We start from the raw sequence: 25,187 nt of genomic DNA, 5'->3' as shown, positions 1-25,187 counted from the left end.
TCCAGGAAATGCTCAACGCCTACGGCAACGCCGAGCAAGCCATTGCTTCGCCAGAACAGCTGGTGGCCTTGAGGAAGCTGCGCGAACAAGTGGAGCTGGATTTCCTCGTCGAGGACATTCCGCTGCTGATCAAGGAATCCAAGGACGGCATCAGCCGCGTCGGGCAGATCGTCAAGGACCTGAAGGACTTCTCCCGCGTCGATTCCACTCAGGAATGGCAGATGGCGAATCTGCAGCAAGGCATGGATTCGACGCTGAACATCGTCGCCAATGAAATCAAGTACAAGGCCGACGTGGTCAAGGAATACTCCCCGCTGCCGGAAGTGGAATGCCTGCCGTCGCAGATCAACCAGGTGATCATGAACCTGATCGTCAACGCCGCCCAGGCCATCGGCCCCGAACGTGGCACCATCACCCTGCGCAACGGTGTCGACGGTGACACCGTGTGGATCGAAGTCGCCGACAACGGCTCGGGCATCCCCCCGCAAACCCTGCAGAAAATCTTCGACCCGTTCTTCACCACCAAGCCCATCGGCCAAGGCACGGGGCTCGGGCTGTCGCTGTCCTACGGCATCGTGAAAAAGCACAATGGCGAGATCACCGTGCACAGTGAAGTGGGGGTGGGCACGACGTTCCGGGTGGAGTTGCCGGTGCGGCAGATGAAGTTGGCGGGGTGATGGCCCTGCCTGGTCTCAGGGTGGCGGGGGGATTTAGCGAACCACAGATAACGCCCTCAGCACATGAAATCCTCTACCCACCAGAGGCTTGCCTAGCGTTTCGCTGCCAGCGCAGAATGCCCGATGCCATGAAGCACTGATTACCGTGGCGAGGGAGCTTGCTGCCGCTGGATTGCGCAGCAATCCCCAAGACCGGCCGCTGCGCGCCCGGGCGGGAGCAAGCTCCCTCGCCACAGGTCTGTTCGTTCCCGAATACCCCATTGCACCACCCAATGCTCGACCCCAAGGAAACCGCATGAGCCTGTCGCTGCTGAGCCGTTACGCCTTCTTTGCCGGCTGTGTGATTTTCACCCTCGCCAGCCTGCCGTTTTTGCAACACGACTGGCTCTGGCCAATGGTGCTGGTGACGGGACTGTTGAGCCTGCTGGGGCTGTTCGATCTGCTGCAAAGCCGCCATGCGGTGCGGCGCAACTATCCGATCCTGGGCAACATCCGCTACCTGGTCGAAGGCATCCGCCCGGAGATCCGCCAGTACCTGCTCGAATCCGACAGCGATGCCCTGCCCTTCTCCCGGGCACAGCGCTCGCTGGTCTACTCCCGGGCCAAGAACGAAAGCGCCGACAAACCGTTCGGTACCCTGATCGACGTGTACCAGACCGGCTTCGAATTCATCGGCCACTCCATGCGGCCGGCGCCGTTGAGCGACCCCAGCGGCTTTCGCGTGACCGTCGGCGGCCCGCAATGCACCCAGCCGTATTCGGCCTCGGTGTTCAACATCTCGGCCATGAGCTTCGGTTCCCTGAGCGCCAACGCCATCCGCGCGTTGAACCAGGGGGCGAAACTGGGCAACTTCGCCCACGACACCGGCGAAGGCAGCATCAGCCCTTACCACCGCGAACACGGCGGCGACCTGACCTGGGAACTGGGCAGCGGTTATTTCGGCTGCCGCACCAGCGATGGCCGCTTCGACCCGGAGCGCTTCGCTGTTCAGGCGCAGAACCCGCAAGTGCGGATGATTGAAATCAAGATGAGCCAGGGCGCCAAACCCGGTCACGGCGGGATCCTGCCCAAGCACAAGGTCACCCGGGAAATCGCCGAGACCCGCGGTATCCTGATGGGCGAGGATTGCGTCTCGCCGTCCCGCCACAGCGCGTTTTCCACGCCACTGGAATTGATGCACTTCGTCCAACAGTTGCGTGAGCTGTCGGGCGGCAAACCGGTGGGCTTCAAGTTTTGCCTGGGCCACCCCTGGGAATTCATGGGCATCGCCAAGGCCATGCTGGAAACCGGGATCCTGCCCGACTTCATCGTAGTGGACGGCAAGGAAGGCGGCACGGGCGCGGCACCGGTGGAGTTCACCGACCACATCGGCGTACCGTTGCGCGAGGGCTTGTTGTTCGTGCACAACACCCTGGTAGGCCTGAACCTGCGGGACAAGATCAAGCTGGGGGCCAGCGGCAAAGTCGTCAGCGCCTTCGACATCGCCAGCGTGTTGGCCATCGGCGCCGATTGGGCCAATGCCGCGCGCGGCTTCATGTTCGCCATTGGCTGCATCCAGTCGCAAAGTTGCCACACCAACAAATGCCCCACCGGCGTCGCCACCCAGGACACCTTGCGCCAGCGTGCCCTGGTGGTGCCCGACAAGGCCCAGCGGGTCTACAACTTCCACCGCAACACCCTCAAGGCCCTGGCCGAAATGCTTGCTGCTGCGGGCCTGGACCATCCTTCGCAGTTGCAACCCAAGCACCTGGTGCGGCGCATGTCCGCCACGGAGATCAAGTTGTTTTCCCAGTTGCATGTGTTCCTGAAGCCGGGGGAGCTGCTGACGGGTGAGGTGAATGGGGCGTTTTATTCGCGGATGTGGCAGATGGCGCGGGCGGACAGTTTTGAGCCGGGAGAGATCGCCGCAGCTTAGTTTGCGTGACACCGGGCATCCAGTGTTACGCAAACGCCCCTCATCGAATGTCAGTCCGGTACTTAGTTATTGATGAGTCCCCGACTGTACGTTCACCCACAAAATGATAACCATGTTTCTTCCTATATTCCGCGTCGGGTATCCAAATTCCGTGTGTGCTTAACAAACAAAATTCCAGTGGTTGCGCGGCGGTCTCAATATCCTTCTCCATTTCACTGACGCTCTTAATCTTCAACTCCAAGCCAAGAACCTTCGCATACCCTTGAGTCTCCACCTGTGCAAACGAGTATAGTGCTCGATCAGCGCATTCACCTGGTATCAAGTGTATGACATCACGCATCTGGCTGACGGGAGGCAATTGATTCCTAAAAGTATGGACAGGCTTGCTCCCCGTGAATAAAGGCGTTAACGAAAAACAAAAAACAGCAATCATGACACTATAAAAAAGCACCTGATCTCGCAAAAGACCGAGGCCATACCCCGCCAGCATCAACAATGCAGGCAACACTATAATAAGATTACGCATCGTCAGTACAGGCTGGATATATATAGATCGCATATAGGGAACCATCGCACATAGTCCTACCCACAGAATAAAAAACCATAAAAACTCTTTCCTCTCACTGCCTTTGAAAATATCCAAAAGCCCGAACATCATTAAAACAGCGACCATAACGGAAAGGATTTTATTACCAAAGTACAGCGCAAATAGGTCAATAAAAAAATCATCATCCGGCGCCGGCACCCAAAACCCACTCCGCCCGATATTAGCCGCTATATACCCAACGCTCGGAAGCAGGGTCAGGAGGACAAATAGCCCAACAGCCAAAAACTTCAAGAACATCTTCCTTCGAAAAGCTTTTCGGCCATACATCAGATAAAACAATCCAATCTGGGCGAGCACTGGAAAAAAACCGAAATAGTGGGTATTCACCAGCATTGCCGCCACGACTGCATACACACCTGCATTCAAGGCTGTAGGGTTATGCAACAGGGTCAGAAAAACCAAGAACGAAAGCACGACGAGTAAAACCAATAATGCATACGACCTGGTTTCTTGAGAGTACGTTATCAAATAAAAATTAACCGCCACCAGCCACGCACAAATCAGTCCTGTCCGTCGTCCAAAAAACTTCCAACCCAAACAGAAAACGCTGGGTATCAGCAAGACACCGAAAAAAACCGACAGGTACCTTCCGCTTATCTCAGCGTAACCAAAGGCTTTATAAAAGAGCCATAAAAGCGCCTGGTAGAGGGGTGGATGCACATCCAGTAACGTGCGTTCATAAACCCGCTTGAAACTGTTATCCGGATCACTGACGGCCACGCTGAATGCTTCATCCAGCCAAAGTCCATGCGTATCGATGTTATGCAATCTCAAATAACAACCGACGATCATTGCGCCTGCCAACGATAGATACATCAGCCCACTTTTTGGAATTGTTTTCATGATCATTATTGTTCTCCACGTCGGCGTCCAGGTAACGATCGTTCCCGCCCGATCAAGCATGCAGCCCCCAGCCCCACCGCCAGCCACAACGTCACCATCCGCAACAGAACCGTCGCTGCAATTGCACTTGCCATCGCAACGGCACCCGACACCAGCAAAGCCACCATTACCGCTTCGGTACTGCCCAGTCCGGCAGGCATGAAACTCAGGGCACCAACCAGCATGGAAATGGCGTAAATGAACATGACCGATGTGAGAGCTACGTCCGCTCCCACAGCCCTCAAGATCCAGTAGAACGCCAACACTTCGAGCCCCCAGGCCATGAGACTCAACAACGTCGCGACAATCTGTCGACGTGGGGTATGACACCTGCGTGCCTGGTACAACACCCGAACGAGATAGCGCAGCATCCGGGACATCCAGCTACTTCCTCTGTCGATGCGGCGGGTAATGCTGCTCAATAGTTCTGGACGCACCATCACCAGTACGCCGCAGACCAGTAACGCCAGAGTGGCCACTATCATCGGTAGCCATTTGGGGTGAGTACTCAAGCCCAGCAGCGCCAAAACAACCATCGCCAGCAAATCCGAAAACCGCTCGCTCAATAGCGCAGCAAAACTGTGTGCATAAGGCACATCCCAGCGTGTCAACAGGACTCCACGTAATGCCTCGCCCGCCTTGCCGGGTGTTGTAATCAATGCAAATCCCGCCAGATAGATTTTCAAGCTGGGCCAACAAGGCAACGTATGTCCCAAGGCTCTGAGATAAACCTGCCAGCGCAAAAAACGCAGCCCATAGCCAAGCAGAACCAAGACGATTATTTGCGCGCCGTTCCACCACCCTACCCGACTGACAGCCCCGCTCACCGCCGTCCACCCACCCCAAAGGGAAATGGCGAGGTAAGCCAGGGCCGAGCAGATCGCCGAACCGATCAAAAACTGATAGCGCCATCCTGTCAAAGTCACGGCCGGGTTCACAGGTTGAGCCTTTTGAACAGTGACTGCGGCAATGCCCGTATCAGACACATGATCAACGCCCAGAACGCTGGTACATAAAGCACCGAGACCTTGCGTTCGATGCCCGCGACAATTCGACCAGCGACTGCTTCCGGTTGCGCCACCAGCAAAGCCGGAAACGCCAATCCGCGGGTCATCGGCGTATCGACAAAGCCGGGTTTGATGGTGATCACATGCACGCCCGACTTGAACAGCCGCGCGCGCAGACCTTCGCAGAATGTGGAAACGGCCGCCTTGGCTGCGCCATACACGTAGTTGGAGGGGCGTCCGCGATCCCCGGCAACTGAAGAAATAACCGCCAGCGTGCCACTGCGCTGAACGATCATCAGACTCGCCAGACGAGTCAGCAAGGCAATCACCGAACTGCCATTATTGGCGAACTCGGCCATGGCCGATTCGACACTTCGCTCACATTCGTGTTGATTGGGCAAAGATCCATAAGCAATCAAACAGATATCCACCGATTGCATCGCAGCCAGGCACTGCTCCAGCATGATGCCCTGTGCATCGATATTGCCCAGGTCCGTCACGCAGGGGATAACCCTGCTTGCACCTCGCGCTTTAAGATCGGCACAGGTTTGCAGCAGTTTTGACTCATCCCTGGCAACCAGAAAGAACTCGCTCTGCTCAATCGCCCACCGTCGTGCACAAGCACAGGCAATGGCAGAAGCAGCCCCCACGATCAGGATTTTTTTCATTGTGTCACTCGCTGCCAGAAACGGGACATCAATGCCGGGTCGCGCATTGCCTCCAAACGCTCCCAGGCGGGATAGGCTTGGCGAAAATCGCGGGCGCTCATGTGCGCATCCTTGGCCGGATACAACCGGCCGCCCGCCTCATGGACAATAGCGTCCAGCCGCGCCAGCAAAGTGTTGTTCAGGGCGCCGCTTTGGGGAAAGTCCAGCGCCAGCGAGGTCCCGGGCATCGGAAAGGACAACAATCCCGGGGAGGCGATATCACCACAACGCTTGAGTACCGCCAGGAAAGATCCCTGTCCGCTACGGGCAATGACCTCGAGCAACTGCGCCAAGGCCTCCTCGGCAACCGCCTGTGGTACTACGCACTGGAACTGTTGGAATCCTTTGCGGCCGTAGATCCGGTTCCAGTGCTCAATGCTATCCAGCGGGTAAAAAAACGGACTGTAAGCAAGCGTCTGGTTTTTCCTGCTGGCCGGCTGCATGTGCCAGTAACAGCGGTTGAACAATCCCACCATGAATGGATTGACCAAGGACACCGGAGACGGGGCGGGTAAAGTCATGGCACGGGTCGTCGGCACTTCCAACGGTCCGTGCTCACAGTGGTCCCCTACGATCATGACACCGCGCCCCAACGCAGAGCCCTTGGCCTGGCAATCAATCCAGGCCACGCTGTATTCATGGGATGCATCGAGCTCTGTCGCCAGTGCGAAAAAGTCCCTCAGCCGACCAAATCGCACCCGGGTCGTATCGATCCGACTGGACTGGATTCTGCGCAGACGAATGCTGACCCAGCTGATAATGCCCGTCAGACCCAATCCGCCGAGAGTAGCCGCAAACCACTGGGGATTTTCCGTTGGGGAACACACCGTCAGAGGTTGCTCGGACCTGTGTAATCCAAAACTTAAGACCGAGTGGGCAAACGTCCCACGGCAGTGGTGATTTTTACCATGAACATCGTTGGCCACCGCTCCACCCAGCGTCACATGACGGGTTCCAGGCGTGACTTGCAAAAACCACCCGCGAGGAACCGCCAGCTGCAGCACTTCACCCAACGTGACCCCCGCCTCGGCGCAGATCTCTCCCGTTTGCCAATTGGCCTCGATGAACCGACCCAAGGGACGCATGTGCAACACATGGCCATTGCTGGCCAAGCAGCTGTCGCCGTAGCTGCGGCCGTTACCGAACGGCAATGTCGAGCCATGGACTTCACTCACTCGCAGCCACTGATCATCCAGCTCATTTCGCCAGGCACAGGGATGAGCGATTTGCGGTTCAGCGGGATATTGCCCCCACGAACTCACCGATAAGCTCATGGCAGGCACGACTGCGCGGTATCAATGAGAAGGCCGGCAGCATTAAGACAATCGTTCATGTCGCACTCCAGAAAATCAGGCAAAACAACACCCCTACGGCTAGGCTCAATCGGTCCTTGAGCGCAAACACCACCGGGTCCTCCTTCATTAATCCGCGATGAGTCAGCATCCAGATCCGAGTGATCCAGAACAGCAACAAGGGGCAGGCAAGCCAGATGATTTGTGAACGCTCATACAGAGCAACGGTTGCGCCGTCGCGGATGTACAGTGCCAAAACCAGCACCGCGAGATAACCGGAAGCCGCGCCTAGCGATGAAAGCATCGCCATATCGCCCGGGTAATAATCCCGACCGCTGGCTTTATCGGTAACGCCGTTGCGCGAGACCACCAGGAGTTCGGTATAGCGCTTGACCAAAGCGAGGCTCAGGAAAATAAACATGGAAAACGCAAGTATCCATGCCGTCAGTTCCAAACCGAAGGCCGCGCCACCAGCGATGATTCGCAAGGTGTAGAGCAACGCCAGTGTGATCACGTCCAGGGGCATGACGTGCTTCAACTTGAACGAATAGGCCAGCGTCAAGGCGTAATAAAACGCCAACACCAAAACGAACTGTGAAGGTAGCCACCACCAGGCGCCGCCGAGCGATATGATCAACAGCAATGGACAAATCGCCAGGCCCGACTTGATCGACAGACATCCACTTGCAAAGGGTCTGTTCCGTTTGGTTGGATGCCTTCGATCGTCTTCCAGATCCAGCAGGTCATTGAGTATATAAACGCCGGAAGCGCATAACCCGAACGATATGAATGCCAGCAAGCCATGCCATAGCAGCAGCGGGTTGGTGATCTGATGCGCGGCCAGCAACGGCACGAAAATCAGTGCATTCTTTGCCCATTGATGCAGGCGCAAGGCCTTTCGCCATTCGCCAAACCCCGTCGTGCCGGAGCGGATCAGTCCCACGACATTGTCCAGGCTCAGGATGGCCAATTCGACAGATGCTGAAGGGTTGACCACATAAGCAAGCCTGGCCGAGCGCCAGATCACAAGATCGTCCAGTGCGTTACCGACGTAATCGAAGCCTTGTTGGCCGAACAATTCAATCAATCGGTCACGCTTGTGCGGACCTGACAGATTGCATTCCAGGCGAGTCGCCAATATTTCGTCGAACACCTGCAAGTGCTCGGCGATCCTTTGCGCCAACGAATGATAACTGGCGGTGGCCAACACGATCTTACGGCCTAGCCCGCGCTGTTCGTCGATCAGGGTCAGCACGCCCTGGTTGTAGGGCAATAGGCTGACATCGACATGCGTCGATTGAGCCAGCTGTTTCTTCAGGTAGGCTTTGCCGTGCAGCACCCAGACCAAAACTTTCAGGCAGCGCCAAGTCTGGCTGCGGACAAACGCCATGGCGCATTCAAACAGCAGATCAGACTTGAGCAGTGTGCCATCCAGGTCGACAACAAAGGGCAGCGAAGCTGAACGGTCCTCCGTCATGGGCTGCAACACTGGGTCGCAGGCGTTCATACGTGATCACGACGACGAAACACGACAAACCGGAAAAAACCATAGCCGATCGCCAGGTTCAGCAACGAAAACGAAACCAACGCCACCCATCCAGGCAGGTTTCGGGCATCGCCGGCAGCTCCAATACCGTAGCTCAAGCCAGCCATTGCAGCATTGAGCGGCAAATAACCACGCCGAGGCGCCCCAGGTTCGAAAATGTAGAGCGCATTCACATAGAATGAAAACGCTGTCGCCACACAAAATGCCATCAGGTTGCTGACCGCCTGGCTCAGCCCGACAGCGCTACGCAACACGAAAAAGACCTGCCAATGGATCAGTCCATTGGCCAGGCCGATGACCATCAATGCAGAGAATCCCCTCATCGTCGAGCCTTGCTCTTACCCGTTGGCGGGTTTAAAAGCTAGGTCACCATGCAGGGACGGTCTACTGTCAGAACTTACAGGTTCGCAGCTATTTCCGACAGGCGGCGGGGGCGCCGAGTGATCGCTCCTCACGCTCCGCGTGGGAATGCCGCCAGGGACGCTCCGCGTTCCGCTTCGGGAAGGTGACGCAGAGCGTCACGGGATGCGTTCCCACGCAGAGCGTGGGAACGATCAGGTTGCGGGACCGTGAGCGATCAAGCAGCGGCGCTGAACGATCGTTCCCCACGCTCCGCGTGGGAATGCCGCCAGGGACGCTCCGCGTTCCGCTTCGGGGAGGTGACGCAGAGCGTCACGGGATGCATTCCCACGCGGAGCGTGGGAACGATCGGGTTGCGGGACCGTGAGTGATCAGGCAGCGGCGCCGCTGAACCATCGTTCCTCACGCTCCGCGTGGGAATGCCGCCTGGGACGCTCCGCGTTCCGCTTCGAAGGTGACGCGGAGCGTCACGGGATGCATTCCCACGCAGAGCGTGGGAACGATCAGGTTGCCGGGCCGTGAGCGTTCAGGCAGCGGAGCCGCTGATCGTTCCTCACGCTCCGCGTGGGAACGCCGCCAGGGACGCTCCGCGTTCCGCTTCGAAGGTGACGCGGAGCGTCACGGGATGCATTCCCACGCAGAGCGTGGGAACGATCAGGTTGCAGCGTCGTGAGCATTCAGGCAACGGAGCCGCTGAGCGATCGTTCCTCACGCTCCGCGTGGGAATGCCGCCTGGGACGCTCCGCGTTCCGCTTCGGGAAGGTGACGCAGAGCGTCACGGGATGCATTCCCACGCAGAGCGTGGGAATGATCAGGTTGCCGGGCCGTGAGCGTTCAGGCAGCGGAGCCGCTGATCGTTCCTCACGCTCCGCGTGGGAATGCCGCCAGGGACGCTCCGCGTTCCGCTTCGAAGGTGACGCAGAGCGTCACGGGATGCATTCCCACGCAGAGCCTGGGAACGATCAGGTTGCGGGGCCTTGAGCGTTCAGGCAACGGAGCCGCTGAGCGATCGTTCCTCACGCTCCGCGTGGGAATGCCGCCAGGGACGCTCCGCGTTCCGCTTCGGGCAGGCGACGCAGAGCGTCACAGGATGCGTTCCCGCGCAGAGCGTGGGAACGATCAACGTGCTGGCGTATCAGCCTGTCCACAATTTCCCCGCCCCCCACGCCAAGCACCGTCTAAGCTTCAAGCAAGTCCGATCAATCTGCTTGAATGGATCAGTCGACTATGGGCGCTTTATGGCAAACCGATTCGAACCAACCTGTGGTCCCGACTGAACGTATGGAAGAAGCGTCTTCACCTCAAAAAAAGCGCCGCGTACGGCATGGCTGGCGGGCGTTCTGGTTGTTGCTGTTGATCGTCGTGGTGGTGGTCGGCCTGGCGGTGGCCAAGGAAATGCGCACATCGCGGTTTCAGGCCCGGGAGATCAGCAAGTACGCTGAATCCCTGGGCTATTCGGTGCAACCAGGCCCCAGCGATGCCATCGTCTATCCCGGTGCGGGCCCGTTCGACCGGCGCTTGGGCTACAGCTCGCTGGGAGAGTTCCTGCCACGACTGCTCAAGCGTGACTACGTGATACAGGCCCAGGCGCGCTTTTCGCCGGCCCTGATGGGCTACGTCGAAAAAGGCCTGTTCGTGCCCTACACGGAAAAGATCCAGGCCGGGCTGACCATTACCGATTGCCGCGCCGCGCCGGTGTATCAGTTCAAGTACCCGCAGCAACTGTATGCCAGTTTTGAAACGATTCCGCCGGTGGTGGTGCAAAGCCTGCTGTTCATCGAAAACCGCTTTCTGCTCGACCCGCAGCAACCCTTGGCAAACCCGGCGGTGGACTGGCCGCGTTTCGCCATGGCCGCCTGGTCGCAAGTCGCCAAGTTGCTCAGTTTGCCGGGGCAATCGGCCGGGGGCAGCACGCTGGCGACGCAGCTGGAAAAATACCGCCACTCCCCCGAAGGCCTCACCGTGTCGGGCGGGGAAAAAATCCGCCAGATGATTTCCGCCAGCGTGCGCGCCTACAAGGACGGCCCGCAAACCCTTGAGGCGCGGCAGCGGGTGATCCGCGATTACCTCAACAGCGTGCCGCTCTCCGCCGTACCCGGGCACGGCGAAGTGCACGGCATGGCTGAAGGCTTGCGGGTCTGGTACGGCGCCGACTTCAACCGGGCCAATGAGCGGCTGTTCAGCAACGCCACCGACCCACAGTCGCTGGCCGACAAGGGCCTGGCGTTGCGCGAGATGCTGTCGTTGATGATTGCCCAGCGTCGCCCTTCCCATTACCTGACCAAGGGCCACGATGAACTGGCGAGCCTGACCGACAGCCACATCCGCCTGCTGGCCCAGAACGGCGTGATCGATGGCGCCCTGGCCGAGGCAGCGCTGGCGAGCAAAGTCAGCTACCGCGACTGGGTGCAGCAACCGACGATCCAACCCATCGAAACCAACAAGGGCATCAGCGCCGCCCGCAGTCGCCTCGCCAACCTGCTCAATCGTCCTTTATATGACCTCGACCGCCTGGACCTCTCGGCCACCAGCACCTTGCAAAGTGATTTGCAGGCCCAGGCCACCGAGTACCTCAAGCGCCTGGCCGACCCGGCGTTCGCCGCCGAGATCGGCCTGATGGGCGAGCGCCTGCTGACCCCCACCAGCACCACCCAGGTGCGCTACAGCTTTACCCTGCTGGAGTTGACACCGGACGGCTCGCGGGTGCGGGTGCAGACCGACAGCACCGACCAGCCCTTCGACATCAACGAAGGCAGCAAACTGGAACTGGGCTCCACCGCCAAGTTGCGGGTACTCACGACCTACCTGCAAATCATCGCCGAACTGCATGATCGCTATGCCCAGCAGACCCCGGCAGCGTTGAAGAAAACCGACATCGCCGAGCAGGACCGCCTGTCCCGCTGGGCGGTCGACTATCTGCTCCAGAACAGCGACCGCAGCCTGCCGAAAATGCTCGATGCGGCGCTGGACCGCACCTATTCGGCCAGCCCCGGCGAAGCCTTTTTTACCGGCGGCGGATTGCATACCTTCCACAACTTCCGCAACGAGGACAACGGCCGCAACCCCACGTTGCGCGACGCCCTGCGCGAGTCGATCAACCTGCCGTTCATTCGCCTGATGCGCGACCTGGTGCGCTACGCCACTTATGCCGGGCCCAGCTCCAGCGCCGAACTGCTCAAGGATGACAATGACCCGCGCCGCCAGGAATACCTGGCCCAATTCGCCGACCGCGAAGGCACCTCGTTCCTGCTCAGGTTCTGGAAGAAATACCAGAAAAAGGACACCGGCCAGCGCCTGGAAACCTTCCTCGACAGCATGCACCCCACCGCCATCCGCCTGGCCGCCGTGCACCGCTACTTCTTTCCCAACGACAGCCAGGAGAGTTTCAATCTGTTCGTGCGCTCGCACCTCAAATCGGTCAAGAGCAGCGAAAAACTCACCGACGAGCGCCTGGAACGCCTCTATCAAAGCTACGGCCCGGGCGCCTACGACCTGCCGGACCAGGGCTTCATTGCCAAGGTCCACCCGCTGGACCTGTGGTTGATGGGTTACCTGCTGAACAATCCCGACGCCAAGTTCAGCCAGATCGTCAAGGCCAGCGAATTCGAGCGCCAGGAAGTCTACAGCTGGTTGTTCAAGAGCCGGCACAAGAGCGCCCGCGACAGTCGCATCCGCACCATGCTGGAGATCGAAGCGTTCCTGGACATCCACCAGCGCTGGCAGAAAGTCGGCTATCCGTTCGATCATCTGGTGCCGTCACTGGCGACTGCCATCGGCAGTTCCGGCGACCGCCCGGCCGCGTTGGCGGAGTTGGTCGGCACCATCCTCAACGACGGCATCCGCCAACCGGCGCTGCGGGTGGACAGTCTCGACTTTGCCGTCGGCACGCCCTACGAGACGCGGCTGGTCAGCAACCCGGATAACGGCAAGCGCGTGATGCCCGTGGAAGTGGCCCAGGCCCTGCGCGGTGCGCTGTCCCAGGTGGTGGATGCCGGCACCGCGAAACGGGTGGCCGGCAGTTTCAAACTGGCCGACGGTACGCCGCTGGCCATGGGTGGCAAGACCGGCACCGGCGACAACCGCATCGAAGCCATCGGCGCCGGTGGGCGCATCCTCAGCTCCAAGTCGATCAACCGCACGGCCACCTTCGTGTTCTACATCGGCGACAGCCATTTCGGCACCCTCACCGCCTACGTACCAGGGGCCTCGGCGCAGAACTTCAGGTTCACCTCGGCCTTGCCGGTGCAGGTGCTCAAAGGGATGGCGCCGTTTCTTTCGCCGTACTTGCAGCCAGGCAGTCAGACCCAGTGCAAGCCGTTGGTGGCGCGGCAGTAGGGACGTGCAGATTACGGCGTCACCCGCGGCACGGCGTCGAAGATCACCGTGAAGTCCGCGGTGAACAGCCCTGTATGGTCCGGGAGCGGCACGGCGGACGCAAGGATGTGCATCTCTGCCTGTGTACCTGGCGTGGACGTTGGGTCATCCACGACTTCCTGGGGCGTGGAGGTCAAGGTGACGTTATTGAACCGGACGAGCAAAGGAATGGCGCTGCTGCCATTGGTCAGCGCCGGTTGCCCAGCCGGCAGATAGGCGTGCACCGAACCGTCGGTATTCTTCACGTCGAAGGTCTGGCGTACCGAGCTCAGTTGACTCTTCACAGCGTCCCAATACATGAATTCATTCTTGCCGAACTCCGGATCCCTGGGCTGCACATGAAACTGCTGGGTCGGAATGTTCGCGCTGATATGGATGGGCGAGCGTGCATCATCGGCTCCCAATGCCAGCGAAGGACTCAAGGCCGCAGCGGCCAGAGCAGTCACGGATACGAATTTCTTGAACATGCTTAACATCCTTTTATGTTGTGTTTGAAAAGCGGAGAAGTAACGCCAGTGCCCCGCTGTCACCGATAAACCCCGTGGCGAGGGAGCTTGCTCCCGCTCGACTGCGCAGCAGTCGCAACGGTGGCAAGGCAGAAACAGCAGGGGGAGGCTTCGCCACCCAGCGGGAGCAAGCTCCCTCGCCACGAAGGTTTCGTACTGGCTCGACATGTGCGGGTCGCCTATGGCGCCGTGGCGTCGAACACCATGTGCACCGTGCCGTAGTAATCCCCCGGCTTGTAGTCGTCATCGGGCTTGATGGCGGCGATTTCCAGCGGCACCTGGCGCCCTGGCCGGGCCTCGGTGGCCGTGACCACCTGGGCTGAGTCCAGGGTCAGTTCGACGCCGTTGAAGCGCACGCGCAAGTCGATGCGATCCCGGCCATTGGACAGGTACGCCTCCTCCCCGAGACGCGCGCCGATGGAGCCGTTGCTGTTCTTCACCTCGTAGGTCGCCCGCAACGGACTGAGGTCCGAGGTGATGGTGCTGAACGGCAAACGCTGCTCCCGCTGGACCAGCTGTGGGTCGAGGGGCAGCACATAGAAGTCGGCCGTCGGGATGGTCACGTAGAGCTCGAAGGTTTCCCGTTCGACCGCCCCCCAGGCCGAGGCCGCGGGGAACACCAGCGCCGTCATGGCGAGGGGGCGTAGCAGTGTCTTGATCATTTTGATTTACCTGTTGCGTCGATGACGACTGGGCGACAGCCACCGTCAGCCTTTGATCTCGACGTTTTTTGTCGCGCTGCCTTCGATCAGGGTGAAGCGGTATTCACGCCCCGCTTCCTTGTCGAACGAAAAGGTGCGACCGGCCATGACGTGGTGCTTGGTGGTCGGTCGGCACTCATTCTCTTTCTTCGCTTCACAGTCCTTGAACTCATCGATCACCAGCACGCTGTTGCCGTTGTTGCGCAACTGGTAGCGGTTGGGGTTGTCATCGATCACCGTGTCGAAGCGGGTGTCCTTGGGCCGCACGAAAAACACCGTGCCGTAACCCGCCAACACCTTGACCCCGGCCCCGATGCGCTCTTTCTTGTACGCCTCGCGTTCTTCCGCGCTGACGGCAAATTCGTCCTCCGCCTCCGGTACCACCGGCACGAAACGCACGCGGAAGTAACGCTCCTTGTCGCGGTTGCCCATGAACAACAGGCGCGTGCCCTGCACCCCGTTGGCCGGCACGATCAGGCGCGCCGGGCTGGCCATCAGGCCATCCTTGGCCTGGGCACTGGCCTGGTTTTGCAGGGGCACCTCGCTGTAAGTACCGTCTTCGTTGTAGATGATTTCCAGGATGTTCACCTTGACGAACGCCGTGGACGTGCCGCCGTTGAACACCCGTTTCATGTAGGTGGTCTTGTTGCCGTCCAGGTAGTCGTAGACCACCCCGACACCGATCTGCGGACCGGCCTGAGCCACACCGCAAAACAGAGAAAACCCGACCCAAGCCAAGAGATGCTTCATTGCTTTTCCAACCTCATGCAGTAAACGTAAAACATTGAATAGGGCGGCCCGCAGGCCGCTTAGACGTCCGAATCCCAGATCACCGTGACGTTGCCGGTGTAGCGCGTGGCGCCGGTGTCGAGCATCTCTTCGACGCTGCCCCGGGCCACTTCGAAGTGCAGCATTGCGGAACGACGATCGACGTAAACACTCGGCTGAAACAGCTCGGTGCCACTGCCGTCACGCAACAACGGACGCCGGTCGACCGGTTGCCCGCCAGCGTCTGCCAGGCCTTCGGGCAAGGTCACGCTGACGTTCACCGGCACGGCATGGTTGGTGCCGGTTTCGGTGATCGCGCAGGTGTTGCCGCTGATGTGTTGGCATTCAAGGCTCATCTTGAAACGCGAAGAGGCCGAAATATGAAAGCGCTGGTCACGGAACAGCCGCGTCGGTTTGCGACCGCTGTTCAGCCAGCTTTGCCAGCCTTCCTGGGGCACCAGTTCAACGCGGTTGCCGCCGGGAGGTACGTCCACCTTGAGGGTGTGCTCGACGTCCAGTTTGAAATTAAGGGTGATCGTCGAATCGTTGGGGATCATGACGTCGCCCATGTCGAAGTCCTGCCCCGGCCCGACGCCATAGATGATGGAGCCGGTGTATTGGCCGGACGACATCTTCAAAGGGTTGGGGGTGCGCAGCTCGTAGGCAAAATCCAAGTGGCGATAAGACATGCTCGGAATCAGAAACCTGGCCCTTTTGGCACACACGCCTTCGACCGGGGTCTTCCAAAAAAAATTAAAGATGTTGTAGTTATAGGTCCCGAAGTTGGTGCCTTGACAGGGTGCGGGCGCAAAATACCAACTAGACCCCCATAATATCCGGTGAGCAGTCACGGCATCGACGCCGCCACCGACCAGGTCAACAACACTGCCGGGAAATTGGTATCGCGAACCGACACCGGATATGCGCACTTGAACCAGTTCAGTTTCGCCCGTACCGGTATGAGTCACCTGTGCCAGACGCCAAATGGCGGGTACATGGAACATCGCCCCTTGCCGCTCGCTTCCATGATTAGCCTGAATAGGACCGGTTGAATTGAAGGCAATGGGCAACTGGATGCTGAACATTTTCTCCCGCTCGCAGACCGCCGGATACAGTGCGCAATAACCCGAGTTAGGAGTGGTGTTGAGAAAAGCATTCTCGTTGGGCTTCGAAGGGTCGGGCCTGAAGACTGCAGTGACATCCTTGCTCACGGCACTAGCCGTTGACGCGCAGGCCAACATCATCCCCAAAACCACGCTACGCACTGCTACTGGTAGACCTTTCATGTGTACCTCACCGCTCCCTTTCGCCTCAGGCAGGCCAATCCGTGCCCTTTAAACTTCCGAATCCCAGATCACCGTGACATCGCCGGTGTAGCGCGTGGCGCCCGTATCGAGCATCGCTTCGACGCTGCTGCGAGCCACTTCGAAGTGCAGCATCCCGAGCCTGCGGTCGACGTATAAGCCGGGTTGGAACAGCTCGGTGCCGCTGCCATCGCGCAATAATGGGCGGCGATTGACCGATTGCCCGGCGCCGTCCGTCAAGCCGTCGGGCAGGGTCACGCTGACGTCCACCGGCACGGCATGGCCGGTGTCGGTTTCAGAGATTGCGCAGGTATTGCCGCTGATGTTCTGGCACTCGAGCGCCATCTTGAAACGCGAAGAGGCGGAGATGTGGAAGCGCTGGTCACGAAACAGCCGTGTTGGTTTGCGCCCGGTGTTGAGCCAGGATTGCCAGCCTTCCTGGGGGACCAGTTCGACGCGGTTGCCGCCGGGGGGGACTTCGACTTTGAGGGTGTGCTGGACATCGAGTTTGAAATTGAGAGTCAAAAGCGAGTCGGTAGGAATCATGACATCCCCGACGTCAAAGTCCTGCCCCGGTCCAATGGTGTAGTTCAGTGAACCTGTGTACAGGCCGGATGACATTTTCAATGGGTTGGGTGTACGCAGCTCGTAGGCAAAATTCACCGAAAGATATTTCAGGCTGGGAACTACATAACTAGCCCTTTTGGCGCATACGCCATCTGTCGGCGTCCACCAGATAAACGGGAAGTCTTTATCGCTTATACCGATAAAACCAACGTCTTGGCATGGTAAAGGCGCATTCTGCCAAGTCTTACCTCCCCACAACATTGCATGCGCTGTACGATTGGTTACTCCTCCACCCACCAGACTGACGGCGGACACAGGAAGTCGATAGGTCGCCCCTATACCCGCCCAGCGAAACTCAACGGTCTCGGTTTCGCCTGTCTCTGAATGAGTCACCTGAAGCTCGTGCCAACGGGTGGGAACACTGAACATTGCGCCCTTGCGAGGGTCGGCATGATTTGCCTGGATAGGTCCTGTTGAATCGAAAGTAACGGGCAATAGGATGCTGGACAGTTTCTTGGCCGCGCATACCGCCGGCTGGTGCTGGCAGTAACCACCAATGGGAGTGGTATTGAGGAACACATTCTCGTGAGGCTTCGAAGAGTCGGGCCTGAATATCGCAGTGATATCCCGGCTCACGGCGTGGGCAGCAGGCACGCAGGCAAACAACAACACCGAAACCACGCTGCGCACGGTGACCGATAAGGGTTTCATTTATACAACCTCATACATCAAAGCGAATCCCTGCTAGTTGGGGGGAATACTTCACCGTGGGAGCAAGGCTTGCCCGCGATGCAGACACCCCGGTCTTCAGGTGAATGGCGTAATCGTTCATCGCGAGCAAGCTTTGCTCCCACGGGTTCAAGAACGCTGTTTCGCCGAATCAGCCGCAGCCAGCGAACTGTCCGCCAAACTGTCCGGCGTGCAGCGCAGATCACCGATCATCAACACATCGCCGTCATCGCTCGCGCTCTCCGGATCAAGACGGAACCGGCAGAACAACTCGTTGCCATAGCGCACTTCCAGGGTCGGCGAAGCGGCGTTCATTTCCATGGAGAAGAACCCGTCCGCCTCGCTGACCCCACGGCTGGCGTGGTTGATCACGTGGTGGCCCTTGAGCGGCTGGCCCTGTTCGTCCAGCAGGCGCCCGAGCACGGTCACGGTTTTCATCACGCTGATCTTGCGGTAGTCCACGCCGCCCTTGTTCAGGTGATAACGGGTGCGTGCCGGCTCGATGCTCGCCGCCGGGGGATGGACGCCTTCGAAGTCGAAGGTCACCATGCTGTTGCGGTAGGCGGTGATCGGCACGAAGTTACGGCCCGGGTGCAGCGTGGTACTGCCCCCCGTGAGGTCGTCGGCGCGCAGGATGATGTCGTCCACGTCGGTTTCCACGTCGACGATCATCCCCGCGCCACGGTTGTGAGGCAGGCCGGTGAAAGCGGCTTTCTGGCCGCCGACCGCCACGGTGCTGCTCAGGTTCAGGCCGCCGGTGAGGTTGTCGTTATAGGACGAGCGCTGCAGGAAGCCGTCGCCGTAGAGCGATTCGGTACTGAAGCTGGCCATGCTGGACAGGCCTACGCCATAGGTGTCGGCCAGCGCCGTGGCGGAAACGTTTTGCAGCACATGATCCTGGAGGTCGCGGCGATAAGTCAGCGACGCGTTGTTGTCCCGGGTGCCCTCGCGTGAGGTGCGGGTGCCGACGCTGCCGGACCAGTATTCGCCCGGCCCGCCCAACGCCACGCTGACACTCAGGTCGACGCCACGGTTGCGCCGGTCGTTGGTGCTCGATGTGCCGGGGCGGTCGAACACCGACAGCCGCCAGTTGGCATCGCTGCCCCGCAGCTTGCCGCGCTGGGTCCAGCCCAGGTCCAGGCCGGTGCCCTGCACATTACCTTCGCTGTAGGCCAACCGGCCGTTGATCGAGGACTTATTGCTCAGGCGATGGGTGGCCGACAGCGACGAATTGCTGGTCTGGCCGACGAACACGTTGCGTTGCCGAATGCGGGTGCCGTCCGGCAGGGTCTCGTAGGTATTGCGGGTGTCCAGCCAACTGCGGTTGTGGCTGGCGACGACGCTGCCCTGGCCGTAGCTGTACAGGGCCTGCACGTCCATGCCGTTGCCATACTGTTCGGTGTGGTAGACGTTGGCGTACAGGCTGGTGTGGGAGGCCAGCGTCCAGTCCACCGACGTACCGACTTGCAGCTTGTCCTGCACCTGGCGTGCGGAGCCGCCGACGATCACCCGTGGGTGCAGCAGGTAGTTGACGCCAAGCCCTGCGGTGGTGAACCCAGAGGGCTGGTCTTCCCAGTTGCTCCAGAGCCGGGTTTCCCGGCCGGCGAACAGGTTGTAGCGCCAGCGCTCTTCGGTACTGCTCCAGTTGTTCGGCTTGTAGACCAGTTCCTGGCTGGTGGCGGTGGTTTGCCCATCCTCGATCAGCCGCACTTCCACTTCATAGATGCCGCCGGGCAGCGGGCGGGTGTCGAGGCTCTGCAAGCCGGCGCTGACGGCCTGGGTGTTGATCAGCAGGCCGCTGCGATAAATCTCCACCGAAGCCTGACGGCTGGCGGTGACATAAATGGGGTAGACGCTGGGTTTCGGATTATCGACCACCAGGCTGTCGGAGCTGCCGTACATTACACCCAGTGCAGTGTCCGGGTTGGCACCGAATGAACGAATCTGCCGGTTCAAGCCATCGGAGCTGGGGGTGAAATAACCCAGGCGGAAAAAATGCCCTTCCAACTCCCGTTGGGTGAACAGTTCATGGACGGCGTGGTAGAGCTTGTCGTCCGGCCCGCCCAGGCGCGAGAGTTGCAGGTCCAGGGACTGGCTCCAGTTGCCCACGCTGGAAATAGCGTTGAGGCCATAGCGCCCACCGGTGTCCTGTTGCTGACCACCGTTGAGATTGAGCTGGTTGTTGAAGATCAGGCCGAGGCTGCCGTCCTGGGGTTGATCGTGATACCGCAGGGGTTCGGTGCCGCGCTCCACATCTCGGGTGAGGATCGACACCAGGGAGTTTTCCAGGCTGTAGTGCACTGCAAGCAGCCCTGCGGTGCAGTTCTTTTCACAAGCGCCTAACAATTGTCCTTGCTTGAGTGTCTGCTCCCACTGGTCCCGCTCGACGGCCTTGATCGTGCTGTCGTGGGTATCGGTGAACTCCAGCAGGGTAATGCGATCATCCCGCGTCAAGACCACCATGGCTTCGCCGAGGTACTGTTGATTGAGCTCAATACGAACGGCCAGTGGCACATCGAAGAAGTGCGCTTCAAATTCCGCCGGCAGGCCCTTGGCCTGGCCCAGCAGGCTACTCGGCGTGGTACCGGGGGCAGTCGGCGCGGCCCATGCATTCGCGCACAACAACAGCGCGAGCGCACCCGCGATGGGTGTCATCGGTAACATCAACGGACTCTCATAATCAGCGAGCTTTCGGGGTGTTTCAGGTACAGGCCAACCGGTCGGGGAGAACCGGCCGGCCTGCTGCGCGGCCCGGGGACGAGGTGGGAGTCACCGGGCCGCGAATGGCGTTACGGGCGCGGCACGGCGTCGAAGATGACGGTCATGTCAGCGGTGTACACCCCATTCTGGGTGGCGAGCGGCTTGGCCGGGGTAATGGTCATCTCAGCCTGGGTGCCAGGGGTGGAGGTGGCGTCATCTACCACTTCCTGGGACAGGGCGGTCAGGGTGACGCCGTTGAAGGCCGTGGTCAGCGCGATCGCATCGCGGCCGTTGTACAGCGAAGCCGGGCCGCCTTCGATGTAGGCATTGACCGAACCCTCGGTGTTTTTCACGTTGTAGGTCTGACGCAGCGAAGTCAGGGTGCCGCTGACCGTGTTGTAGGACATGGTTTCATCCTTACCCCATTCGGCGTTAGTGGGCTGCACATGGAACTGCGTGGTCGGGATGTTCGCGGTGATGTGGATGGCCGAACGTGCATCATCCAGAGCGAAGGCCAGCGAAGAACTCAGGGCCGCGGCAGTCAGGGTGGCAGCGGTTACGATTTTCATGAGCATTGTTAACACCTGTTCATAGCAATAAAGAGAGAAGGGTTGAAGTGGCAGGCCAATACAGCTTGGCGTGCCCCTCCAACGCCGGTGCATGATCGTCGCTCTTTAATTAAAAATAAGCAGGAAAGTTCGCTAAGTCTTGTAGTAAATCGCGCATGCGAAACAGCGAAAAAGACGCGCTTTTTGATAAAATGTAACTTTTAATGTAAGAGACTTCCCACATTTACGCTAGTTGCGCTTAAAAAACTCACTGCGCACTGGGTTTTGTCCCGCAAACATAAGGGATTCAGGTAAGGTCCCATTTCATTCCATGTAGGACGCAACTAAGATATATCTTTTAACCAAGATATATCTATATAGGTGAAGATATATCTAAAGTCAAAGATATATCTCGGTTCTATTCAGGCGGAACAGAGAACAGAAAGATGACAGTGCCTTATTCCCAACCCACTCCTGAACACGCTCAATACGACGGCTTCGAACGGCGCCCGCACGGTCGTGAGCGCAGCGGTCGCGCGCCACGGGTTTTCGCTGCGGGCGAGCTGAGATTGCTGCTGCTGGCACTGATCGCTGAAAAAGCCTGTCACGGCTATGAGCTGATTCGCCAGGTCGAGTCCCTGTTCGACGGTGCCTACACCCCGAGCCCTGGCGTGATCTACCCGACCCTGACCCACCTCGAAATGGGTAAGATGGTCAGCGGCGACGCCGAGGGTGGAAAAAAAAGGTACAGCGCGACCGACGCCGGCCGTCTATTCCTTCGAGACCAGGCCGAGGCGCTGGACGGCGTGCGGATGCGCATTGAAGCCAGCAAACGCGTCCTGCGAGAGCAAGGTCGACCGACTGAAATCCGCGAAGCGGTGGATAACCTGCGTCGAGCGCTGCAGATGCACCAGGCGCGTTGGAACCCGGAAGAAATCCTGCGGATACGCGATCTGCTCAACGACACCGCCAAAGCCATCATCGACGGTCTCGACCGTCCATCAGTTTCGGAGTCAAGCAATGACTGAAGTCGACCCAAACACCATTCATCGCGTCACCCACGAGGTCAAGCGTCGGCGCCTGCAAGTGCTGCGGGTAGTGAACCTGACCCCGCGCATGCGCCGCATCACCGTCGGCGGGCCGGAACTGGCGGGCTTCGTCAGCCTGGGTGCGGACGATCATGTGAAATTGCTGTTCCCGCAGAACGCCGAGGAACAAGCCGCCCTGGAGAACATCAGCCCCGGCGCGGGCAAGGCCCAGGGGCCAATGCCCGAGATGCGCGACTACACCCCGCGCCGCTATGACCTGGACACCCTGGAACTGGACATCGATTTCGTACTCCACGGTGACGGCCCTGCCTCGACCTGGGCGGCCCAGGCAACCCCCGGGCAATACCTCAACATCGCCGGCCCCCGGGGCTCGATGATCGTGCCGGACATCTTCGACAGCTACCTGCTGATCGGCGACGAAACCGCCCTCCCCGCCATCGCCCGCCGCCTCGAAGGCCTGGCGCCCAACCGGCGTGCGCTGGTGGTGGTGGAAGTGGAGAACGGCGCCGAGCAGCAAGTGCTGCAAAGCCCGGCGCAGATCCAGCTGATCTGGGTGCTGCGCGAAGGCAGGCAGGACAACCTGCTGACCACCGTCAAGCAACTGGAAATGCCCGGCGGCAAGCTGTACGCCTGGGTCGCCACCGAAAGCAAGCTGTCGCGGCGGATCCGCAAGGTGCTGTTGGAGGAGAAAGGGCTGGATCAGGATTACCTGAAGGCGGTGGGTTATTGGAAGGTGGACGATAGCGAGGAGGAGTGAAATCCAGCCTATGGACTCACGCCGGGCAGTCAATTTGTGGGAGCAAAGCTTGCTCGCGATTGGGGCAAGTCAATCGACAAGCGTGTTTGATAAGCCGCTATCGCGAGCAAGCTTTGCTCCCACAGAGGTTATCATTCGCCTTCGAATAATCGCCGAACCGGGTATCCCATGCTTTTCCTGATCGCCTACATCAGCAGCGTCGTGCTGATCAATTACGCGTTTTCCGCCGCGCCGCACCTGGACGTCATCTGGTCGGCCTGGGGTGGGCTGGTGTTTATCCTGCGCGACATGGTGCAAACCCGCTTCGGCCACGGCGCCATTGTCGCGATGCTGGCGGCGCTGGTGTTGTCCTACATCACTTCGGACCCGACCATCGCCCTGGCCAGCGCCACGGCGTTCGCCGTGTCCGAGTGCATCGACTGGCTGGTGTTCACCGTTACCAAGCGCCCGTTGCATGACCGCCTGTGGATCAGTTCGGCCCTGAGCATCCCTTTGGACACCTTCATTTTCTTCGGCCTGATCGACGCCCTGACGCCGAGCGTGGTGGGCACTGCCCTGGCTTCGAAATTCGCCGGGGTCACGGCCGTCTGGCTGATCATGGCCTGGCGTTTACGCAAACAGGCCGTCGCGGGCTGAAGCCAAAGCCCGCGGTTCATGTAAAATGCCGCGCTTTCTCCCACGGGAAGCTCGCCCGGCGCGCAACCCTCGATGATCCGCTCCTGCCTGAGGACTTTCAGATGACCCGTATCGGTACTCCATTGTCGCCGACCGCGACCCGCGTTTTATTGTGTGGCAGCGGTGAGCTGGGCAAGGAAGTGGTAATCGAGTTGCAGCGCCTGGGCGTCGAAGTGATTGCCGTGGACCGCTACGCCAACGCCCCGGCCATGCAAGTGGCCCACCGCAGCCATGTGATCAACATGCTCGACGGCGCCGCCCTGCGTGCGGTCATCGAAGCCGAGAAGCCGCACTTCATCGTGCCGGAAATCGAAGCCATCGCCACCGCGACCCTGGTGGAACTGGAAGCCGAAGGCTTCACCGTGATCCCCACCGCCCGCGCCGCGCAGTTGACCATGAACCGCGAAGGCATCCGTCGCCTGGCCGCTGAAGAGCTGGGTTTGCCGACCTCGCCGTACTTCTTCGCCGACACCGTGGAAGACTACCGCCAGGCCGTGCAAACCCTGGGCTTCCCGTGCGTGGTCAAGCCGGTGATGAGTTCGTCGGGCAAGGGCCAGAGCCTGCTGCGCAGCTACGACGATGTGCAGAAAGCCTGGGATTACGCCCAGGAAGGCGGCCGGGCCGGCAAAGGCCGGGTGATCATCGAAGGTTTTATCGACTTCGATTACGAAATCACCCTGCTCACCGTGCGTCATGCCGGCGGCACCACATTCTGTGCGCCGGTCGGTCACCGCCAGGAGAAAGGCGATTATCAGGAATCCTGGCAGCCCCAGGCCATGAGCCCGGCGGCGCTGGCCGAATCCGAGCGCGTTGCCAAAGCGGTGACCGAGGCCCTGGGCGGGCGCGGGATGTTCGGCGTCGAGCTGTTCATCAAGGGCGATCAGGTGTGGTTCAGCGAAGTCTCGCCGCGCCCGCATGACACCGGTCTGGTGACGCTGATCTCCCAGGACCTGTCGCAGTTCGCTCTGCATGCCCGTGCGATCCTCGGCCTGCCGATCCCGCTGATCCGCCAGTTCGGGCCGTCGGCATCGGCGGTGATCCTGGTGGAAGGCCAGTCGACCCAGACCGCTTTCGCCAACCTGGGCGCCGCCCTGAGCGAACCGGACACCGCCCTGCGCCTGTTCGGCAAACCGGAAGTCAACGGCCAACGCCGCCTGGGCGTGGCCCTGGCCCGCGACGAATCCATCGAAGCCGCCCGCGCCAAGGCGACCCGCGCTTCGCAGGCCGTAAAGATCGAGTTGTAAGTTCGGCTGCATTGATCGTTCCCACGTTCCGCGTGGGAATGCCTCTACGGACGCTCCGCGTTCGGCTCTTGGGACGCGGAGCGTCCCTGGCTGCGTTCCCACGCAGAGCGTGGGAACGATCGAAAGTTCGGCTGCACTGATCGTCTCCACGCTCCGCGTGGGAACGCCTCTACGGACGCTCTGCGTTCGGCTCTTGGGGACGCGGAGCGTCCCGGGCTGCATTCCCACGCAGAGCGTCACTAGTGTCCGGTAAAAACTTTCAGAGCTGAAGG

At 59.9% G+C, this 25,187-nt stretch carries 20 protein-coding genes; 7 read left to right on the top strand and 13 right to left on the bottom strand.

What is annotated here, in order from left to right; all coding sequences use genetic code 11:
• Positions 1–8: 8 nt before the first annotated feature.
• Together J7E36_RS25480 and J7E36_RS05115 are read left to right on the top strand one after the other, a co-directional pair.
• Positions 9–677, top strand: coding sequence for an ATP-binding protein (locus J7E36_RS25480; RefSeq protein WP_435304156.1), 669 nt, complete (start codon positions 9–11; stop codon positions 675–677).
• 295 nt (positions 678–972) lie between these two features.
• Positions 973–2,592, top strand: coding sequence for an FMN-binding glutamate synthase family protein (locus J7E36_RS05115; RefSeq protein WP_215000520.1), 1,620 nt, complete (start codon positions 973–975; stop codon positions 2,590–2,592).
• 40 nt (positions 2,593–2,632) lie between these two features.
• Here J7E36_RS05115 and J7E36_RS05110 read toward each other — a convergent pair whose 3' ends face one another.
• Genes J7E36_RS05110 through J7E36_RS05085 form a run of 6 tightly spaced genes read right to left on the bottom strand, consistent with a single transcriptional unit; the run spans position 2,633 to position 8,956 of the window.
• Positions 2,633–4,048: a glycosyltransferase family 39 protein gene (locus tag J7E36_RS05110; RefSeq protein WP_215000518.1), complete on the bottom strand. Its 1,416-nt coding sequence runs from the start codon at positions 4,046–4,048 to the stop codon at positions 2,633–2,635.
• Positions 4,048–5,019 carry a lysylphosphatidylglycerol synthase transmembrane domain-containing protein gene (locus J7E36_RS05105; protein WP_215000517.1) on the bottom strand — a complete coding sequence of 324 codons (972 nt, stop codon included), beginning with the start codon at positions 5,017–5,019 and terminating at the stop codon, positions 4,048–4,050. The genes J7E36_RS05110 and J7E36_RS05105 overlap by 1 nt, the downstream gene beginning before the upstream one ends.
• Complete coding sequence (locus J7E36_RS05100; protein ID WP_215000516.1) at positions 5,016–5,756, bottom strand: SDR family oxidoreductase; 741 nt, start codon at positions 5,754–5,756, stop codon at positions 5,016–5,018. Before J7E36_RS05100 ends, J7E36_RS05105 begins: the two co-directional genes overlap by 4 nt.
• Entirely contained in the window at positions 5,753–7,069 is a 1,317-nt protein-coding gene (locus J7E36_RS05095) for an FAD-binding oxidoreductase (protein ID WP_215000515.1), read from the bottom strand. Before J7E36_RS05095 ends, J7E36_RS05100 begins: the two co-directional genes overlap by 4 nt.
• 55 nt (positions 7,070–7,124) lie before the next feature.
• Positions 7,125–8,594, bottom strand: a complete 1,470-nt coding sequence (locus J7E36_RS05090) for a UbiA family prenyltransferase (RefSeq protein WP_231286399.1) — start codon at positions 8,592–8,594, stop codon at positions 7,125–7,127.
• Positions 8,591–8,956 (bottom strand): GtrA family protein, encoded by a 366-nt coding sequence (locus tag J7E36_RS05085; protein WP_215000514.1) that lies wholly within the window; start codon positions 8,954–8,956, stop codon positions 8,591–8,593. The genes J7E36_RS05090 and J7E36_RS05085 overlap by 4 nt, the downstream gene beginning before the upstream one ends.
• 1,264 nt (positions 8,957–10,220) lie before the next feature.
• Here J7E36_RS05085 and J7E36_RS05080 point away from each other — a divergent pair.
• Complete coding sequence (locus J7E36_RS05080) at positions 10,221–13,328, top strand: transglycosylase domain-containing protein (protein ID WP_215000513.1); 3,108 nt, start codon at positions 10,221–10,223, stop codon at positions 13,326–13,328.
• An 11-nt stretch (positions 13,329–13,339) separates the two neighbouring features.
• Here the strand turns inward: J7E36_RS05080 and J7E36_RS05075 are convergent, their stop codons facing one another.
• The 7 genes from J7E36_RS05075 to J7E36_RS05045 all read right to left on the bottom strand — a co-directional run bounded on the left by J7E36_RS05075 (position 13,340) and on the right by J7E36_RS05045 (position 21,217).
• Complete coding sequence (locus J7E36_RS05075) at positions 13,340–13,834, bottom strand: CS1 type fimbrial major subunit (RefSeq protein WP_215000512.1); 495 nt, start codon at positions 13,832–13,834, stop codon at positions 13,340–13,342.
• Positions 13,835–14,052: 218 nt separating this feature from the next.
• Complete coding sequence (locus tag J7E36_RS05070) at positions 14,053–14,535, bottom strand: CS1 type fimbrial major subunit (protein ID WP_215000509.1); 483 nt, start codon at positions 14,533–14,535, stop codon at positions 14,053–14,055.
• Between the two features lie 45 nt (positions 14,536–14,580).
• The gene (locus J7E36_RS05065; RefSeq protein ID WP_215000507.1) at positions 14,581–15,324 is read right to left on the bottom strand and encodes a molecular chaperone; all 744 of its coding nucleotides are present in this window, start codon (positions 15,322–15,324) and stop codon (positions 14,581–14,583) included.
• A 59-nt stretch (positions 15,325–15,383) separates the two neighbouring features.
• The gene (locus tag J7E36_RS05060; RefSeq protein ID WP_215000505.1) at positions 15,384–16,628 is read right to left on the bottom strand and encodes a hypothetical protein; all 1,245 of its coding nucleotides are present in this window, start codon (positions 16,626–16,628) and stop codon (positions 15,384–15,386) included.
• 48 nt (positions 16,629–16,676) lie between these two features.
• Positions 16,677–17,924: a hypothetical protein gene (locus J7E36_RS05055; RefSeq protein ID WP_215000503.1), complete on the bottom strand. Its 1,248-nt coding sequence runs from the start codon at positions 17,922–17,924 to the stop codon at positions 16,677–16,679.
• Positions 17,925–18,071: 147 nt separating this feature from the next.
• Positions 18,072–20,606, bottom strand: a complete 2,535-nt coding sequence (locus tag J7E36_RS05050; RefSeq protein ID WP_215000501.1) for a CS1-pili formation C-terminal domain-containing protein — start codon at positions 20,604–20,606, stop codon at positions 18,072–18,074.
• A 125-nt stretch (positions 20,607–20,731) separates the two neighbouring features.
• Positions 20,732–21,217 carry a CS1 type fimbrial major subunit gene (locus J7E36_RS05045; protein WP_215000499.1) on the bottom strand — a complete coding sequence of 162 codons (486 nt, stop codon included), beginning with the start codon at positions 21,215–21,217 and terminating at the stop codon, positions 20,732–20,734.
• A 419-nt stretch (positions 21,218–21,636) separates the two neighbouring features.
• Between J7E36_RS05045 and J7E36_RS05040 the strand changes: the two genes are divergently transcribed.
• From J7E36_RS05040 to purT, 4 genes are all read left to right on the top strand, one after another.
• Positions 21,637–22,218: a PadR family transcriptional regulator gene (locus J7E36_RS05040; RefSeq protein ID WP_215000497.1), complete on the top strand. Its 582-nt coding sequence runs from the start codon at positions 21,637–21,639 to the stop codon at positions 22,216–22,218.
• Complete coding sequence (locus J7E36_RS05035) at positions 22,211–22,996, top strand: siderophore-interacting protein (protein WP_215000495.1); 786 nt, start codon at positions 22,211–22,213, stop codon at positions 22,994–22,996. Before J7E36_RS05040 ends, J7E36_RS05035 begins: the two co-directional genes overlap by 8 nt.
• A gap of 168 nt (positions 22,997–23,164) precedes the next feature.
• Positions 23,165–23,632, top strand: coding sequence for a preQ0 transporter (locus tag J7E36_RS05030; RefSeq protein ID WP_215000493.1), 468 nt, complete (start codon positions 23,165–23,167; stop codon positions 23,630–23,632).
• Between the two features lie 101 nt (positions 23,633–23,733).
• Complete coding sequence (purT, locus tag J7E36_RS05025; protein ID WP_215000492.1) at positions 23,734–24,915, top strand: formate-dependent phosphoribosylglycinamide formyltransferase; 1,182 nt, start codon at positions 23,734–23,736, stop codon at positions 24,913–24,915.
• The last annotated feature ends 272 nt before the right edge of the window (positions 24,916–25,187 follow it).

Origin of the sequence: Pseudomonas fluorescens, from assembly GCF_018614775.1 — a bacterium.
In the GTDB taxonomy this organism is placed as follows: domain Bacteria; phylum Pseudomonadota; class Gammaproteobacteria; order Pseudomonadales; family Pseudomonadaceae; genus Aquipseudomonas; species Aquipseudomonas fluorescens_BY.
This window is presented reverse-complemented; position numbering and strand designations above follow the sequence as displayed.

Coding starts and splice junctions, on each gene's coding strand:
- J7E36_RS05055 (WP_215000503.1), bottom strand. CDS start 17,924: ATGAAACCCTTATCGGTCACCGTGCGCAGCGTGGTTTCGGTGTTGTTG.
- J7E36_RS05115 (WP_215000520.1), top strand. CDS start 973: ATGAGCCTGTCGCTGCTGAGCCGTTACGCCTTCTTTGCCGGCTGTGTG.
- J7E36_RS05100 (WP_215000516.1), bottom strand. CDS start 5,756: ATGAAAAAAATCCTGATCGTGGGGGCTGCTTCTGCCATTGCCTGTGCT.
- J7E36_RS05045 (WP_215000499.1), bottom strand. CDS start 21,217: ATGCTCATGAAAATCGTAACCGCTGCCACCCTGACTGCCGCGGCCCTG.
- J7E36_RS05050 (WP_215000501.1), bottom strand. CDS start 20,606: ATGTTACCGATGACACCCATCGCGGGTGCGCTCGCGCTGTTGTTGTGC.
- J7E36_RS05085 (WP_215000514.1), bottom strand. CDS start 8,956: ATGAGGGGATTCTCTGCATTGATGGTCATCGGCCTGGCCAATGGACTG.
- J7E36_RS05030 (WP_215000493.1), top strand. CDS start 23,165: ATGCTTTTCCTGATCGCCTACATCAGCAGCGTCGTGCTGATCAATTAC.
- J7E36_RS05110 (WP_215000518.1), bottom strand. CDS start 4,048: ATGATCATGAAAACAATTCCAAAAAGTGGGCTGATGTATCTATCGTTG.
- J7E36_RS05070 (WP_215000509.1), bottom strand. CDS start 14,535: ATGATCAAGACACTGCTACGCCCCCTCGCCATGACGGCGCTGGTGTTC.
- J7E36_RS05040 (WP_215000497.1), top strand. CDS start 21,637: ATGACAGTGCCTTATTCCCAACCCACTCCTGAACACGCTCAATACGAC.
- J7E36_RS05095 (WP_215000515.1), bottom strand. CDS start 7,069: ATGAGCTTATCGGTGAGTTCGTGGGGGCAATATCCCGCTGAACCGCAA.
- J7E36_RS05090 (WP_231286399.1), bottom strand. CDS start 8,594: ATGAACGCCTGCGACCCAGTGTTGCAGCCCATGACGGAGGACCGTTCA.
- J7E36_RS05060 (WP_215000505.1), bottom strand. CDS start 16,628: ATGAAAGGTCTACCAGTAGCAGTGCGTAGCGTGGTTTTGGGGATGATG.
- J7E36_RS05075 (WP_215000512.1), bottom strand. CDS start 13,834: ATGTTCAAGAAATTCGTATCCGTGACTGCTCTGGCCGCTGCGGCCTTG.
- J7E36_RS25480 (WP_435304156.1), top strand. CDS start 9: ATGCTCAACGCCTACGGCAACGCCGAGCAAGCCATTGCTTCGCCAGAA.
- J7E36_RS05065 (WP_215000507.1), bottom strand. CDS start 15,324: ATGAAGCATCTCTTGGCTTGGGTCGGGTTTTCTCTGTTTTGCGGTGTG.
- purT (WP_215000492.1), top strand. CDS start 23,734: ATGACCCGTATCGGTACTCCATTGTCGCCGACCGCGACCCGCGTTTTA.
- J7E36_RS05080 (WP_215000513.1), top strand. CDS start 10,221: ATGGGCGCTTTATGGCAAACCGATTCGAACCAACCTGTGGTCCCGACT.
- J7E36_RS05035 (WP_215000495.1), top strand. CDS start 22,211: ATGACTGAAGTCGACCCAAACACCATTCATCGCGTCACCCACGAGGTC.